Source organism: Terriglobales bacterium, assembly GCA_035561515.1.
Classification (GTDB): Bacteria; Acidobacteriota; Terriglobia; order Terriglobales; family Acidobacteriaceae; genus DATMXP01.
In genome coordinates, this window is record DATMXP010000013.1 from 143,207 (window position 1) to 159,515 (window position 16,309).

12 protein-coding genes are annotated in these 16,309 nt (G+C 54.2%); 6 read left to right on the forward strand and 6 right to left on the reverse strand.

The genetic code is table 11. From position 1 onward, the window contains the following. Positions 1-284: 284 nt before the first annotated feature. Complete coding sequence (locus VN577_04930) at positions 285-542, reverse strand: helix-turn-helix domain-containing protein (protein ID HWR14146.1); 258 nt, start codon at positions 540-542, stop codon at positions 285-287. A 102-nt stretch (positions 543-644) separates the two neighbouring features. Then, on the reverse strand, positions 645-1,613 hold the full coding sequence (locus VN577_04935) for a PD-(D/E)XK nuclease family protein (GenBank protein HWR14147.1): 969 nt from the start codon (positions 1,611-1,613) through the stop codon (positions 645-647). 827 nt (positions 1,614-2,440) lie between these two features. Here VN577_04935 and VN577_04940 point away from each other — a divergent pair. From VN577_04940 to VN577_04960, 5 genes are all read left to right on the forward strand, one after another. Further along, positions 2,441-4,888, forward strand: a complete 2,448-nt coding sequence (locus VN577_04940) for a DEAD/DEAH box helicase family protein (protein HWR14148.1) — start codon at positions 2,441-2,443, stop codon at positions 4,886-4,888. A 3-nt stretch (positions 4,889-4,891) separates the two neighbouring features. Beyond that, complete coding sequence (locus VN577_04945) at positions 4,892-6,331, forward strand: class I SAM-dependent DNA methyltransferase (GenBank protein HWR14149.1); 1,440 nt, start codon at positions 4,892-4,894, stop codon at positions 6,329-6,331. Continuing rightward, positions 6,328-8,055, forward strand: coding sequence for a restriction endonuclease subunit S (locus VN577_04950; protein ID HWR14150.1), 1,728 nt, complete (start codon positions 6,328-6,330; stop codon positions 8,053-8,055). The genes VN577_04945 and VN577_04950 overlap by 4 nt, the downstream gene beginning before the upstream one ends. 480 nt (positions 8,056-8,535) lie before the next feature. Beyond that, positions 8,536-8,694, forward strand: coding sequence for a hypothetical protein (locus tag VN577_04955; GenBank protein HWR14151.1), 159 nt, complete (start codon positions 8,536-8,538; stop codon positions 8,692-8,694). A 92-nt stretch (positions 8,695-8,786) separates the two neighbouring features. Further along, positions 8,787-9,605 carry an RNase H family protein gene (locus VN577_04960; GenBank protein ID HWR14152.1) on the forward strand — a complete coding sequence of 273 codons (819 nt, stop codon included), beginning with the start codon at positions 8,787-8,789 and terminating at the stop codon, positions 9,603-9,605. A 505-nt stretch (positions 9,606-10,110) separates the two neighbouring features. Here VN577_04960 and VN577_04965 read toward each other — a convergent pair. The 4 genes from VN577_04965 to VN577_04980 all read right to left on the reverse strand — a co-directional run bounded on the left by VN577_04965 (position 10,111) and on the right by VN577_04980 (position 13,820). After that, complete coding sequence (locus tag VN577_04965) at positions 10,111-11,124, reverse strand: hypothetical protein (GenBank protein ID HWR14153.1); 1,014 nt, start codon at positions 11,122-11,124, stop codon at positions 10,111-10,113. A gap of 227 nt (positions 11,125-11,351) precedes the next feature. After that, complete coding sequence (locus VN577_04970) at positions 11,352-12,275, reverse strand: DUF5131 family protein (protein ID HWR14154.1); 924 nt, start codon at positions 12,273-12,275, stop codon at positions 11,352-11,354. Next, entirely contained in the window at positions 12,268-12,969 is a 702-nt protein-coding gene (locus tag VN577_04975; GenBank protein HWR14155.1) for a hypothetical protein, read from the reverse strand. Before VN577_04975 ends, VN577_04970 begins: the two co-directional genes overlap by 8 nt. 281 nt (positions 12,970-13,250) lie before the next feature. Continuing rightward, the gene (locus VN577_04980) at positions 13,251-13,820 is read right to left on the reverse strand and encodes a hypothetical protein (protein ID HWR14156.1); all 570 of its coding nucleotides are present in this window, start codon (positions 13,818-13,820) and stop codon (positions 13,251-13,253) included. Between the two features lie 487 nt (positions 13,821-14,307). On the opposite strand from VN577_04980, the gene VN577_04985 reads away from it, so the two are divergent. After that, positions 14,308-16,305: a hypothetical protein gene (locus VN577_04985; protein HWR14157.1), complete on the forward strand. Its 1,998-nt coding sequence runs from the start codon at positions 14,308-14,310 to the stop codon at positions 16,303-16,305. Positions 16,306-16,309 lie beyond the last annotated feature (4 nt).

A 16,309-nucleotide genomic window follows, 5' to 3' on the forward strand; every position in this document is an offset into this window, starting at 1 on the left:
ACAGCTCAGCGTGCTTCGACATGGGAACTGCATCGAGCACATCCTTAACGGTGTTGATCGTGTTGGGGGCGGATATTCCACTCCCGTGGGAAGACACCTGCTGAACTAGAGCACTTGATGTGCCAACTACGCAGCATTGTGCAGACATATATCTTTTCTCCCTAATGAAGTCGCTGTAAGACCAGCGATCAAAGTGCATATAAAACGTGCAGGAATGCGTTGACTGGCGAATCAGGTTCACAAGCGGCGCCGACGGACGTATCTGTGAGGTGATACAGCGAAGTTCAGGAACTTGGCGAGCGTCGGATACTGCTATTGGCGAGATAGGTCTCGAGGTCAACAGGGAGAAACTTCGCATGACCGGGAAGATTGCGAGGCGTTAGCTGACCGCGCTTCACACGATCCTGAATCGCGCGCACAGATACTCCGAACAGGTCGGCTACCTGACGCACGGTAAAGGTCCCGTTCATAGCAATTCCTTTGTGGACAAGGAGGGTTTCGAGCAGGGGAAACCTGGTGGCTTTGGCGGAGTCGGTTGCCATTTTGAGGTCCTTTCGCGTAGGGATGGCGGCATTGAAGACCGGGAGTATGAGAGAGAAGATGCGGGCCCCGTTCCTTGACGGCCGGAGCCCACGGGTGCGCGCCTAATTAACGTCGTCGTCGAAGTTCCACAGACTGAGGACGCCGTACGGAAGGATGCCAGGACACACCAGGAACTCTTGATCAGTCTCGGGTTCCTGAATCCCGTCCTGATTCGTGAGGTAGCGTTTACGCGCTTCCAGCCGCTGCCTGGTTCGCGAGTCAGCCCAGCGCATCTCGTCAGTGAACGATTGCCCCTGCTGAGCCTTCAGGAAGGATTCAAGCAGCAGGCAGTCCGGACATTCAGGGTTGCGACGGGGTTTCGTCCGTCCCGTGAGCAGCGAGGATACTCGATCGAGCAAGGGACGAACGAACTCGTCGAAGTTCAATTCCACCTCGACAACCACAGGAGTCAGCGGAGCACAGAGTTTCTGCGATCCGTCCTTCCAGTGCTCGAGGATGTGTTCCTTCTCCGTCGAGCCAGTGCCGACGAAATGCACAAGAGCCGTCCGTTCCACTCGGCGCCTGTGGGGGCCGTGCTGGAGCATCCATGCGTACAGGTTGAGCTGTGCCCGGAATTGATAAAACTGCGGGCAGTCTTCTGTCTTCACCTGCGCGGTCTTGTTGTCCACCAGATACACGGTGCCCCGATCGTTCTCCAGAACAACGTCAGGGTAGCCATAGACAAACATGTGGGAGTCGAGATCCGTACACTCCAGTCTGCCAATAGGTGCAACGGCAATAGAGTCGCGCAGGAACTCGAAACAACGAGGAAGAGACTGGTCACGCCGGAGTAGTTCGGTATAAAGCCACTTCTGCGTTTTGTCGTGATACTGCATTACCGCGGGCGCGGGAAACTGATAGGGACGTTTCCACTTATGCTTGGCAGCCGTGATGAAGCAGTTCGGGCAGGCTTCAGGATTCGCCATGATCGCGACATTGCTGACGCTGATGCGGGTTGGTTCATCGGGTAGCGAGTCATACAGAGCGCGCCAGTACGCTGGCGTACGAGGTGGGAGAGTCGAATAGGTCATGGAGGGCCTCGGGGTGAAGTGGTATTGCGGGTTTACTTCAAGATCAGATCGGAGAGACTGACGGAGCGACTAGACCTTAGCAACGGAGCGCCGCACAGAAGGATTGCGACAGGCTGACCACCGGGTCAGACTGTCTGGCCCGAGTTGATTAAGGCCTGCATCATCGAGCACGGTCCTCAGCAACAAGTCGATCGTCGGAGAATCCTGTGTTGGCTTTCCGAAAATTGTCTTTGAGCCCGTAGTGGCTTTGACTCGAAGTAGTTGGTGAATTATCAACTCAGTTAGCGTAACGGCTGAGTCATTCTCGCCGAAGTAAAGCGCGCCGGCCTTACTGTCGAATGCCTCCCACTTTAAGTGCCGGAGATCGCTCAGCCGGACAGTCAGGTAGAGCATCAGAGTTACGACAGCCGATGCTCGAGGGTCGGGATTAGTTCTGGCCCTGGCAAGAAGCCGACGAATGTCATCATCCGAGGGGAGAGTTGGGTATTGCTTCACTGCTGTCCTCACGTGGGAGCAGTGATGGATTGGCGACCCGGAGAGGTGACCTTGCTGCTCCGAGTATGGTTAGTATAGGAACTCCCATGCACTCTGCTGCTGAATGGCACATTTTCTTGAGGAAAATCGAAGATCCTATACTAAAGACGCAGCGAGGCAGAGAACCGCAACGTGTTCCAAATTCGTAATAACTCTATTGTTTTGACCAGTTTGATCGAATCCCTTGTATCATTTGCCCGACACGTACCTAACAGGTCATTCACTTTGCGAACAGCGATCACATATTGTTCGACTATGCCGACCCCCGCGGCTGACGCTGTGGGAGAAGGCTCTTGAACAAGAAGTTCCTCACAGAACGGGACATCTGCACGCAGTTCATAACCCCAGCCGTTGTGAATGCGGGATGGGATCTTCAGTCTCAAGTCCGCGAGCAGGTGTATTTCACGAAGGGTCGAATCATCGTCCGTGGCAAGATGGTCAGCCGTGGGAAGCGGAACTTCGCTGATTACCTGCTGTATTATAGGCCGAACGTTCCCATCGCGCTGATCGAGGCGAAGGACAACAACCACCCCCTAGCTGGAGGTATGCAGCAGGGTCTCGGATATGCCGAGATCCTCGACGTTCCCTTCGTTTTCTCGTCGAACGGCGACGGCTTTATCTTCCACGATCGCACCGGAATAACGACTCCGAAAGAGTCGGAAATCGCCCTCGACGCCTTCCCTTCACCACAGACCCTCTGGTCCAAGTATCGAGCCTGGAAAGAGTTGACCTCAAATGACGAACAGGTCGTCCTGCAGAACTACTTCGATGACGGCAGCGGAAAGGAACCGCGTTATTACCAGCGAGTTGCAATCAATCGCGTCATCGAAGCGATCTCAAAGGGGCAAAACCGCATTCTGTTGGTAATGGCTACTGGCACGGGAAAGACGTACACAGCGTTCCAGATCATCTGGCGTCTATGGAAGGCTGACAAGAAGAAGCGGATCCTATTCCTCGCGGATCGGAACGTGCTTGTCGATCAGACCATGGTCAATGATTTCCGTCCGTTCGGCGCGGCCATGGCAAAGCTCAGTACGAACTCAAAGACGATCGAGCGCGACGACGGAAGCAAGATCCAACTGAAGACGGCAGTGGACAAGAAGCAGCGCCGGATCGATACCTCGTACGAGATATACCTCGCGCTCTATCAAGCTATCACCGGCCCTGACGAAAGCCAAAAGCTGTACAAGGAACTTTCTAGAGATTTCTTTGATTTGATCGTCGTCGATGAGTGCCATCGCGGCAGTGCGGCGGAAGATTCCGCATGGCGAGAGATCCTGGAGTATTTCTCATCGGCAACACAGATCGGCATGACCGCTACACCTAAGGAAACCGAATACGCCTCGAATATCGAGTACTTCGGGGATCCGATCTATATTTACTCTCTCAAACAGGGCATCAGCGACGGCTTCCTCGCTCCGTACAAGGTGATCAAAGTCCACATCGACAAGGACATCGAAGGCTACCGTCCAACACCCGGAGAGACGGACAAGTATGAGCAACTGGTTGAAGACCGTCTGTACAACCAAAAGGACTTCGATCGTAAGCTCGTCATTGACGAACGTACGAAACTCGTCGCGAAGAGGATCACAGAATTCCTGGCCGAGAGCGGTGACCCCTACCAGAAGACAATCGTCTTCTGTGTGGACACGGAACATGCCGCACGTATGCGGCAGGCGTTGATCAATGAGAACCAGGAACTCGTTCAGCAGAACAGCCGGTACGTGATGAGGTTAACCGGCGACGACACGGAGGGAACGGAGCAGCTCGACAACTTCATCGATCCTGAAACTCCTTACCCAGTAATCGTAACGACGTCGCGCCTGCTTTCGACGGGCGTCGATGTGCAGACGTGCCGAGTCATCGCTTTAGATCGCGAAGTCGGATCAATGACTGAATTTAAGCAGATCCTCGGCCGCGGAACTCGAGTCCACGAAGATACGAAGAAGTACTTTTTCACTCTGATCGACTTCCGTAAGGCTACAAATCACTTCGCGGATCCTGACTTCGATGGTGATCCCGTTCAGGTTTATCAACCCAAGCCAGACGGACCGATGGAGGCACCTGAGGACTTCGGCCCCGACGAGCAGGACACCGACCAGGAAACGAAGGAAGACGAGCGGGTCATCATTGATGTGTTGCCTCCGAACACCGATGAACCAGATGGGCCGCCGAAGAAGTATTACCTGAAGAATGGTAAGCAGGTGTCCATCCTCGCAGAGCGGGTCGAGTATTTGGATGAACACGGCAAGCTCGTAACTGAGAGCTTGCGTGATTTCTCGAAGCGGACGCTACGAAGCAAATTCGCGAGCCTGGATGACTTCCTCTCCAATTGGAAAGCGGCGGACCGGAAGCAAGCCATCATCGACGAATTGGCTAACGAGGGTCTATTGCTTGCGCCTCTAGCGGATGAAGTTGGGAAGGATCTGGATCCGTTCGATCTCATTTGCCATGTGGCGTTCGACCAGCCGCCGCTCACTCGGCGCCAGCGCGCGGAGAATGTCCGGAAGAAGGACGTGTTCAGCAAGCATGGCCCGCAGGCGCGGGCGGTGCTGGAGGCGTTGCTCCAGAAGTACCAGGATCAAGGTGTAACCGAACTCGACGATCCCCGTATCCTGAAGGTCTCCCCGTTCGATACCATGGGAACGCCATTGGAGCTTTTGAAAAGTTTTGGTGGACGCGACGCCTTCGGGGCTGCAGTCCATGAAATTCAATCCTTGCTGTACGAAGTAGCGGCCTAATCTATGTCTGTTCGCAATCTTGTTAAATCCATTCAGGACATCATGCGCCAGGACGTTGGCGTGGATGGCGACGCACAGCGGATATCCCAACTGTGTTGGATGTTCTTCCTGAAAATCATCGACGATCAGGACCAGGAACTTGAGGTCATGCAGGATGGTTATCGCTCGCCGATCCCGAAGAAGTATCAATGGCGAGCATGGGCGGCCGACCCAGAAGGAATCACCGGCGACAAGCTGCTCGCGTTCGTGAACGACGAACTGTTCTCCTCATTGAAGGACTTGAGTTTGGCGGGCAAGGGCGGCCGAGCGCGAGTCGTTCGCGACGTATTCGAGGACGCCTACAACTATATGAAGTCGGGACAGTTGATGCGGCAAGTGATCAACAAGATCAACGGCATCGACTTCAACAATCTGGCGGAGCGGCAGCACTTCGGCGACATCTACGAACAGATCCTGAACGATCTCCAGAGCGCCGGCAATGCCGGCGAATATTACACGCCGCGCGCAGTCACGGCTTTCATGGCTGACCGCATTGATCCCAAACCAGGCGAGATACTGTTGGATCCCGCGTGCGGCACTGGAGGCTTTCTTACCTGCGCAATCAATCACATGCGTAAGAAGTACGTGAAGAAGCCGAAAGACGAGCAGAAGATGCAGCAGGCGCTGCGGGCCGTCGAGAAGAAGCAATTACCGCACATGCTCTGCACCACGAATATGTTACTGCACGGGATCGACGATCCGTCTTTCGTTCGCCACGACAATACCCTCGCAAGACCGTACATCAGTTACAGCCAAGCTGACCGGGTGGACATCGTTCTGACAAACCCACCATTCGGGGGTCGCGAAGAAGACGGAATTGAAAGCAACTTCCCCAAGCAGTTCCAGACGAAAGAGACCGCGGACCTTTTCTTGGCCCTTATCGTCCGGCTCTTGAGACCGGGCGGTCGAGCGGCAGTGGTTCTCCCCGATGGCACGTTGTTTGGCGAAGGTGTGAAGACTCGCTTGAAGGAACACCTGCTGGAGGAATGCAACCTCCATACAATTGTGCGGTTGCCAAACAGTGTCTTCAAGCCGTACGCCAGCATCGGAACCAATCTGCTGTTCTTCGAGAAGGGATTGCCGACGAAAGAGATCTGGTACTACGAGCACCAGATTCCGGATGGTCAGAAGTCATACTCGATGACGAAACCAATCCGATTCGAGCACTTCGATCCGTGTCTCGCCTGGTGGGAAAAACGGGATGAGAGCGAAGTCGCATGGAAGCTTTCCATAGAAGACGTAAAAGCAAAGGGCTACAACCTCGATTTCAAGAACCCGCACGTTACCGAGGAGGATCATGGTGACCCCGCCGAACTGCTGTTAAAACTGGAACACAGTGAGCAGGAAACGGGCAAGTTGCGCGATGCGCTGAAGAATATTCTTCAAGAGGCATTGCTTCGATGACCCACGCTGAAGTCCTAAGCCGCTTTGAGGAGATGATCGAGGCACCTGAAGCAGTTTCACGCCTCAAAGCGTTCATCGTTGATCTCGCCATCCGAGGTCGGATCGTAGAGCAAGATTTCACTCAGATATCCGCATCGCAGTGGTTAGCAGATGTGCTTCGCGATAAAAGGCCCAATGAGCATCTGGAGCAATTCAACGAAATGCCCTATCAGATCCCGAAGAATTGGGCATGGATACCTTTTTGTCAAGTTGTCGAAGGCATGGCCAATGGGATTTACAAACCAGAAGGCTTTTATGCAGACGACGGCGTTCTCTGCCTGCGAATGTACAACATCAAAGACGGCCAGATAAACTTCGACAAACCAAAGCGGATTAGAACAACTGTCGAAGAAAGAGAAAGTTACGAGTTACGACGGGGGGACATTCTTGTCAATCGAGTCAACAGCAAAGAATTGGTTGGAAAGGCCGCTGTTATACCAATTCATTCTGAGCCCTTGATCTTTGAAAGCAAGAATATCCGGGTGAGGCTTGTAGAAACGGAGACGCTGCCCTTCTTCGTTAATCTGCTGTTTCGGTCGTCATTGTACCGGGCAATCATCCGCGACTATGCGAAGCAGGCTTGTGGTCAAGCCACCATCAATCAATCGCAGCTGGCAACGCTCCCTCTGCCTTTGCCGCCTTTGGAGGAGCAACAAAGGATTGTAGCGAAGGTCAGCCTCCTGTTTGAGATGTGCAGTCGTCTGGCGGACTCTCAGAAGGAGCGGGAACAGCGACGAGATCGTCTGGTTGCGGCAAGTCTGCACGCGCTGACCGACGGACAATCAGAGGATAGGTCTGCAACGTCGCTTCAGGATTCCGCCCGGTTCTACTTCAGCCACCTCCCGCGTCTCGTTCTTCGCGTCGATCACGTAGTTAAGCTTCGCTCCACCGTGCTCGATCTTGCTGCTCGGGGACGTTTAGTACCCCAATGTGCAACTGACGAACCCGTGAAGAACACTCTGAGGAAGATCTCAGCGCGGCTGGAAAAGTTGGGCTCGAGCCCTAGTCAAACAAAGACCGACTTGAGCAAACAGCCAGAGTTTTTGTTCACGATTCCTTCGACTTGGTCGTGGGTTAGCCTGGGTGAGATCGCACTGAGCGTATGTTATGGGACTTCACACAAATCGGAGGTTTTGGAGGATGGGGTCCCCGTGCTCGCAATGGGACACATCAAAGATGGCAGCGTTGATCTGAATACTGAGAAGAAGGTGCCGGATGACATTGAAGACCTGCCAGCTCTATACCTGAAGCGTTACGACCTTCTGTATAACCGGACGAACAGCGCGGAACTCGTTGGTAAAACTGGGATTTTTCTGGGCGAAGACGACCAATACACATTTGCTTCTTACCTCATACGAATGAGATTCGCGCTTGATCTTGTGAATCCGGCCTACATCAACATTGCGATGAACGCGCCGTATTTCCGCCCCACCCAAATCGTTCCGCACCTCAAGCAGCAATGCGGACAAGCTAATGTCAACGGCACGAAGTTGAAGACTATGATGATTCCGTTCCCTCCTTTCGAGGAGCAGAACCGAATCGTGAATAAAGTGAAAGAACTAATGAAGGTCTGTGCGGAACTAGAGGCTCAGATCGGGAACACATCGCGCATTCGTTCATCCCTGCTGGAAGCGGCCCTGCACGACGCTCTTTCAGCTTCGCGACTTGAAAGAGCCCACGCATGACATTGATGGGATCCGGGCCGATCCTAGGCTGTCGGAACTCCAAGCTCGCGGACGGTTGACCTTGCAGCAGAGTGCTTCATGCAACAGACACGAGCAATTCGGACGCTCTTCTGGAATTCCTAGAAGCTCGCTACACAGAACGTTCTTTGTACCCATCGAGGCACTGAAGGGGGCTCGAGGGAAAGCGCCCGGCTATGGCTTTTCGATTACGGCACTCTGTTGCTTGTTGATTGAGACGTTGCAATCTTTTTGGAATGGGTTGCCGAGCAATAGCAAATCGGAGCTAAGACGACTCGGAGATTATGAACCTCCGCCTGAATATGCCGTCGCCAAACCCGAATGGCCACAGACGAACGAGGTAGTGTTCACGGACTTCTTTCAGAACAACCTATTCGCGCCGATCTTTCCGGGCGTGGATGGCAAGACTTTCTATCACTGCATCCGCAACGGTGTTCTTCATCAGGCACAAACCAAGGCCGGATGGACGCTGACGACGGCATCGAGCGCACCCCTTTGGGACGCCAGCGCGCGGAGGCTAAACCGGAACTATTCGCGGACGCGACAAAGTCCAGTTTCGATGCGTACCTCCAACTACTGCGCGGGACGGCCCCCAACGATATTCGGTGGGTGAACGCGTAGGAAGATTTGGCGGCTGGTGAGCATGAGCTGACCTCGGTCTTCTGCGTGTGTCGCTCTTGAGATATTCTGAGCGCGATTCTGGGAGGCTCTCGGTGATCGACGATCCGCACGCTCTCAAAATCTACATCGACGGTAACTCCTACAAGAACCCTGGTGGTCCCGGCGGCTTCGCTGGCATTGCGGTGTATCCGGACGACTGGAACCGTGATCCTGAGATCATCTTTCAACTGGGATTCCAGCAGACAACGAACAACCGAATGGAGTTGAGTGCCTGCATTCGTGCATACGAGTACGTTCGCGAACATGGACCGGCACTCGGCGTTCAACGAGTGCAAATCGTTACCGACTCCCAGTACGTTAACGACAATCTCCGATATGCCAGATTCTGGAAAGCTAATAGATGGAAAACGCGGAGCGGCAGACCAGTCGATAACGAAGACCTCTGGAAAGAACTGCTGTCCCTTCAATCGAAGGTGAAGGTTCGCACCGAGGTGATCTGGAGAAAGGGCAAGAAATCGCCGCTGCTCAAGGCGATCGATCGCGCGGCGAAAGACGCCGGGAAGCAGCCTTGGAAGATAGATCGTGGCTTCCGAGAAGGAAAGGTCGGACGAAGCAAGTTGCCCGGCGCTGGCGCCTCCCAACTATTTCCGGCGACCGGACAGGACGCGATCGTGCATGTTTACCGGAGTGGCTTGGTCGGTCGCAGTGGGTTCCGAGTGTTCTTCGACCTGTACTCCGAGGCCGCAGCCGGGTACATCGGCAAGTACCGGGCCTATTGCCCGCCAGAGATCGCCGCCGATCTCCACAGAGGGCACACGTATCGTGTGAGGTTTAATAACGGCCTCAACCACCCGCAGATCGAGGCGATTCTGGAGCGCGATTATGTTCTCCGGAGCGCCGTTGGCGCGTGATGGCTTGCGTTGTTAGCGACTTACGTTTCTGTGCAACAAAGCGACTTGGTCTCCATTGCTCAGGCACTCCCGAAGTGTCCTGCTAATGGCGGAGATCTATTTGTTGGGTAAAGTTACACCTCGGACAAGTTAGCACAACGATGGCGCCCGCGGATTTTCCTGTGTGGTAGTCCGCTATGCAAGTCCAGTCCTGGTTGAGTATGCCTCCGCAGGAGCATGTAACCGGTACTTCCCTACTGGGTTTGTTTTCCTTCGTTTGCCTGTTTCCAACTAGCCGTTTGAATAACTCCCCGATCATTCAGTTCCTCCGCCGCTGTCTGTCGGACCACCTGGTAATGCGGGTGGCCAAGACAAAGCTGTCATACCGCTGGAGTTTACCTCGCTTTAGCCGTGCAATTATGTGACGGGGAATTGACTTTGTACTTCTGTTCCGAATCGGGAACCCTGTGCGGGATGATGCGCCAAAGATGAGAGTTATGGTCTATTAACGCCGATTCCCGTCGCTTTAATTTGCCGATTTCACATCAGACTCGTCTTTGGTTGCGAGACCCCTGATGAGTGACAGCCATTCCTCGAACTGCGTTACAGAGTGCTTATTTTTCGCCAGATTGCACGCGAGATGCGTTATCGAAAGGTTCCCCTCGTCGTAATTCGGATTGCAGCTTTCGATTCGGTCCGGCGAGGGCTGCAACAGCGGGTTTGACCTGTCTAGCCGAATTGGTGCCATACAAAGAGCGCATCGTTTGTTCTGCTCGAACCACTTCTTCGTCAGTAGCAGAATCAATGGCGTGTTGATCGGCGGCGCCGCGCGATATGGGTGAAAATGACTGCCGAGTGCTCCCGACCGAGACACCCGCCCATCAATCAAGGCGGCCATTCGCGCGATTTCGCCATTGATCGGGTCTTCCGGATCGGTAATGAACCGCTCCATCCGCCCGATCTCTTTCTTCTCCTCTGCCGTGAGGTTCCGGACAGCCGTCAGCTCGGATACCCGTCTAGCCGCATCCTGAAGCTGGAGTGTCAGTTCGCGGATTGGCAGTTGCAACAGTGATGCCTTTTCCTCTGGGCCGACCTCAACGACGTCGCCCTGGTTCGGCCAGCCGAGGCTGCGGTATGCCAAGGGCGCCACTTCGGGTGCCAGCGGGTACGGGTCGAAATCCCACGCCTGAAGAACCGGGAAAGAGTACAGGAAGCGGCCGGGATAATTCGTTCGAGCTTCGTCCCAACTCTCGGCCGGAACCAAGTCCTCTGTAGCACGTATGTGATGAGGCTCGACCCGAAGAACCGAAAGCAAACGACGGCGGTGAGCAGCATCCCTCGTAAATCGCTCGTCGCTCGTGCCAACGTAGATGACGACGTCCCGCGCAGGATTCATCAAAGCCCGCAGCTTCCGGCCGATACTCTGGCGCGTGAACGACAGCGCCGGCCAGCGGTCCGAAACGGGAGCCCATTCGGACTTGACAAACATCTTGTCAGAGGCAGTGATGATGTCGCCCAGAATCATAATTGCACCTGCCACATCGGTAATCCTGCAAGAGCCGCCCCCACGTCAGTGCCCTCAACTACATGACCACGTTCAAGAGGATTCCGATGTACGGGCGAACCGGCGAATATAACATCAGATGAACAGTCTCAGCAGGTCAATAGACGAAGGCTTGGGGATCCCCAAGCCTTTATTGCCGCAGGCACGGACACTCTGGGCATCATCGCCACACTGGCCCGCGGACATTCGTGGATGCTTCATCTTTACTGAAGTTGGTGCCGTACTCGGCTCATCGATTTCCATTTGACGTCCGGATAAGCAAAGAAGGCGGGTTGGCGAAGGTCATTTGGCCATAGCTCGCGCAAAGCACCGACGCGAACCTCTTTCGCGATCTTGCCGTTGATTCGCGTGGCGTAGGTTCCCGACGCGACCGCCCACCGTGTTCCCAACTGCTTCAGAAGGGTTTTGGCGCCGGCGGCAGCACATTCTTCTAACACGTATCGTGCGTCTTCCAGACGCATGTACCGCGCTACATCCTTCGACTTGCTCGATTCACCCCCAACGACAACCCAATGTATCCCTGCCTCAGCGATAAGGTTGCGGAGGTTTGGCCAGATGTCGTGGAGTGGTTTGGGGCCGCTCAAAAGCGGCTCGAAGGACACCCACTTTATCCTGGCTCCTGTGCTGGCAAGATCCCGGATGCGATGTTCTTGACTCGGATGCTCCACTGTCACGCCTTGCCACACGTTATCTGGCCAGTCGATTCTTGAGGACATTTTCAGCAAGCGCGCTGAACGCTTCGTGAGTATCTGAAACTGGTGCTGCGGAGCCGATGAAAACGCGAAGAAGTGTTGGAATATCACGTCGTCAGCCAGTGACTCATGAAACAGATCGGACAGGCTATTGACAAAGACGAGTCGTGAATCACGTTTGTTGACTATCGAAGCCAACCGCTCGGGAATGAAATGAATTTTCCCTGTCCACCCAATCGCGGAGGAGTTCTGGTCCATCCTGTTGACAATCGACGAATATGGATTGTTTTCGCCGGTTCCCAACACATGGTTGTTCTTCATCCGCCATGCTTCTCCGATGGCATAGCAGTTTCGGCAACCCTCCGACTTCTTACTACAGCCGACGATCGCATTGAGCGTGTATTCGGTCCAGACAATCTTCGATCCATCAGCCACGCTGACTCTCCTCGCTGGTGACCAATACCGGCGCGGCGCCGAACGGTACAACCATCTCTCCAATGCCGAAGTAGGAGTTCAGTTGGCGGTACAACTGTCGGAGTTCTGCTTCCCTTGCGCCCGCTTCAATGTTCTCAAAGTGTTTCTTCACGTAGTCGTAAACACGATCCAGTCCATGAGTTTTGGACTTCGCTGCCTTAGTGGCGGGGCCTTGGGTCACAGATGAAACAGCCCGTTCGATGAATGCGGTCGCCTCCGACTCAGAAACAATCGGACCTTCAGGAGTCATCTCGATGATCTTGTCCAGAATTGGGCGATTCTTTGCGGCTACCAGACTCAAGCCGCGTTCCGTGGCAACGCGGCGGATCTCGGGATCGACCTGGCTGGCAGCCTCGTATGCTGTTATCAAACGGTGAGCAGTACGGATCTTAATATTCGCAGCCGCACAGAAAGCGGTCCACGTCCGTTCGGCTTTGTATATGGCACGGTAACCGTGAAGGACTCGACCTAGCTCGTACCGGTCGCGGACAAAATGCCCGATGATCTGGATCAGATCTTGCCGCAGTTTCGCTTCGCACTGACGATCTTCGTCGCTGAGCTGGGAAGCAAGATCGATGAACCGATCAAGGTCGAGGTTGTAACTTTCGGTCAATTTGACCGAATTGCGGGAGGAGATAGCAACGACGTTTTCCAAATGAGCCCCGGGCCGAAAACGGCAGAGTTTACACAACCATGAGACTGTAACGTTTCTGATACTCGACGGATGTGATGTCCGACACAGTGACATTGTGCGAGGGACGGCACTACACCAAGCAACTTCGTACACGCACAGTCCAGAAGAAGGCCTCGGCAGCAGCCCGAGGCCCTTCACACGTGATCTCAGCAACCCGCCCGACAATACCCGATCTGCTCCGCCCTGGGGTTGTAGTCCGTGCTCCTCTTGCCACACGGATCAACCTCCACAATCCTCTGCCGTTACGCTCGATTACGGCGGTGATCAGCGCAGCGTCTCAAAGACCTGCGAACCCGTCGGCCGATTCGCTCACCAGCACAGGTCTGGGGACTTACTAACTCAAGGTTCCGTTGGATCCAGTCGCCTTCGTCATCCACGACCTTTACGCAGTATGCGGCTCCACCGCGACCATACTCGAATGGCCGTACATCGGCACTGTCCTGTACCGGCCCTCCGAGCGCGGAGCGGTTCTGCCCATTTCCCACGTAACCAGTCCAAGCCTTCCGGATGAACGACGGATCGACTTTGGTTTCCAGCGACATTATCAAATGGAAATGCGGCCTGACTGCCGTCATTCCGGATCCGGAGTAGTCTCTCGTGTCCAGACCACCTGCATAAGCAACTGATCCTCCAAGACTACGTTCCAAGTTGTCGATGAACATCGCCAACTTGGCTGTCGCACCGTTCTGAGACACCTCGTATGGGAACGTCAGCGTGGTGAAAAACTGCCATCTCATCGTCTCAAGATACTTACCGAGTCCCGCCGCGTTTTCTCTGTTCCGTTGAACCGGGAGCACATCCGTTAACATCATTACATCCTCCATTTACCCTTTGGTCCTTCCAAGCCCAATGGCTCGGTCTGTGATGGCGAGAGCCGGTTCTCCACCCCTCTTTCAAGGTCGCAACCGCCAATGGACAATCTGGCGCCATTTTGTATCGTGTACATAGGCTTACCAAACATTCCGCAGCAAGAGTGCCGCGATTTCTTTCGGCCGCATAGGACACCCTTGTCCACTGTCCTATCTGGAGTATTCTGCGAACCGCTCAGAAACGAATCCCGAAGCCGCGGCCCAAATTGGGAATTACCCAAACCGGCGTTAAGTGTTCCCACGGCGTGTATCGCAAGCGTGACCGCAGCGAGTCACGAAAGTTACGCCTTACACCGGCTATCATTACGAAATCTCATTCACTCCAGAAACTGTTCGTTGTAATATCCTCCGTTCGTCAGTTCTTCGCCGTCCAAGGCACGAGATTAACTCCCCCTGAATGTGCTTGCCTGGCTTGGTAGGTCATGAGTAAATGGAATACTCGCTCGAGCAGAATGCATTTCGGATTCTCTGCTTACCCGCTGACGCTCCTCCGAAGGAGGTGTACAAGCAGCAGCGGCGCATCGAGAACGCTCTGGAGATCGGGGACCACGACTGGGTAGATGGTTTCTCGTTCGTTCCCGCCATCCCCCTCAGCCAAGAAACGATACTTGATGCAGTCCATCGAATTGAGAAACAGCGTGAACTCGAGGAACTATTCTGGGTTCACGATCTTGAGGGGAAGTTCGAGTTCCAATCTGGAACGGCTGATCGTATTCTGGCGACCCTCCGTTACAACATTGGACAGAACACGACGAAATCTGCAGTCGCCCAGCACAATCTCGCGGTCATCCAGTCTTACCTTGCATTGAACGTCGCAGGTACTCGGCGAATCGAGTATTGGAGCGATGCACTCCGGTATTGGAACAAAACACTCGACAACAACATCTTCTGGCAGTTCATGCAGGACCGTGCGGAAACACTCAATGACGGTCGGAATGGAAACCACCAAGATCTCCGAACAGCGGCTAAGGACGTCCTTCGACGAGTGCTCATGAACGAAGTTTGGGCCACGATTGACACCCGAGACTACAAAGCCGCGGCTGGTCTGGCCGCAATCATTCGGGAACACACCCAGGTCTTTGGATATGAGGACTTCATGTCCGATGTTGGTGAGCGACTCGCGAATGATGGTTTAGGCAGGATCGGAAGCGTTATGGACCGTTTGGCCGGCATCAAGGAGGACACTGACAAGCAGATTGCTCGAAAGCAATTACTCACTGCGGAAGCCGACCTTAGGCGCATCGCACAGGATTGCGACGCGGCTTTCGCCGCGTTCAGCGACAAGAAAGCAAGGCGCACGTTCCGGGACGCACGCGCCTTGGCGCTGCAGAAGTTATCTATTCTCTACTTCAACGTTGTAGGAGACGAAGAAGAGGCCCTCCGCCTAGTCGTCGAAGCGCAGGCATTCGCTCAAGATCTCGAAATCAAAGAGACGCTGGCGGATGGCTGGAGGCATGTTCAACGTGCCCTCTGTTGTTCGGAAGCAATTGCACTACTGAAGCAGAAGAACTTTGTCGCGGCCCAGGACAAACTCGCTACGGCTCTAAAACTCTCGACGGAAGAACAGAAGGCTGAAATAGAAGAGATGCAAGAGACCGTTCACAGGCAACGCATTTTCGCCGATGTGGACACAACCAACCACAATCCCTCTCTTTCCACGTACAACGGAATAGGAACGAAGTTCTATGGCAAAAGAGATTACGACGCTAAGACGAACTCGTACATCACCGTTCACTGGCTCGTACTGCTTTTCCTCCCCATCATCCCATTAGCTTCATACCGCGTTACGGACATAGGTGCGGATCTGTACAGGATCTATGGTCGCGTGCCGCTTACCCCCTTTCTCAGAAAGTATCGGTGGTGTGTAGTTGCTGCAATTGTTCTCTTCGCCATATTCGTCATGGTCAGCAACAACGACTCAAGTTCCTACCCCTCGTCTTCAAATCCATACGTGTATACACCGCCACGTACCAGCTCCCCTAAATCTGGCTCTGGGGTGTCGCGACTTGCCGGGGATGAGACGCCGATAACGTCTAACGAAGATTTCGATCAGCGGAATAACAGACCGCCAGTCGTTGGAGGTAGCTCATTCGCAACACGTCAAGCGGAGAAAGCTGCAATCGAATCCGAACGACAAGAACTGCAGCAGTTGGGCGAGTCAATTGATCTTCGGAAACAGCGTCTCGATAACGACTCGGCCGAACTGCAAGTAATGCAGTCCTACATGACCTCAGTGAGGTCGAACTATACCGAGGACACTGTTCCGGAATACATACGGCAGAAGTACAACCAAACAGTCCGAGAGTACAACTCCAAGCTCGCCGAACATAACAGCGCGGTTGACGAATACAACACCGATCTTCGGCAGTACAGAGGGAGGATTGCGGATTTCAACCGACGTGTGGACCGCTACAACGCAAACAGATGAAGAA

Coding starts and splice junctions, on each gene's coding strand:
- VN577_04930 (HWR14146.1), bottom strand. CDS start 542: ATGGCAACCGACTCCGCCAAAGCCACCAGGTTTCCCCTGCTCGAAACC.
- VN577_04935 (HWR14147.1), bottom strand. CDS start 1,613: ATGACCTATTCGACTCTCCCACCTCGTACGCCAGCGTACTGGCGCGCT.
- VN577_04945 (HWR14149.1), top strand. CDS start 4,892: ATGTCTGTTCGCAATCTTGTTAAATCCATTCAGGACATCATGCGCCAG.
- VN577_04950 (HWR14150.1), top strand. CDS start 6,328: ATGACCCACGCTGAAGTCCTAAGCCGCTTTGAGGAGATGATCGAGGCA.
- VN577_04955 (HWR14151.1), top strand. CDS start 8,536: ATGGACGCTGACGACGGCATCGAGCGCACCCCTTTGGGACGCCAGCGC.
- VN577_04980 (HWR14156.1), bottom strand. CDS start 13,820: ATGATGTTAACGGATGTGCTCCCGGTTCAACGGAACAGAGAAAACGCG.
- VN577_04985 (HWR14157.1), top strand. CDS start 14,308: ATGGAATACTCGCTCGAGCAGAATGCATTTCGGATTCTCTGCTTACCC.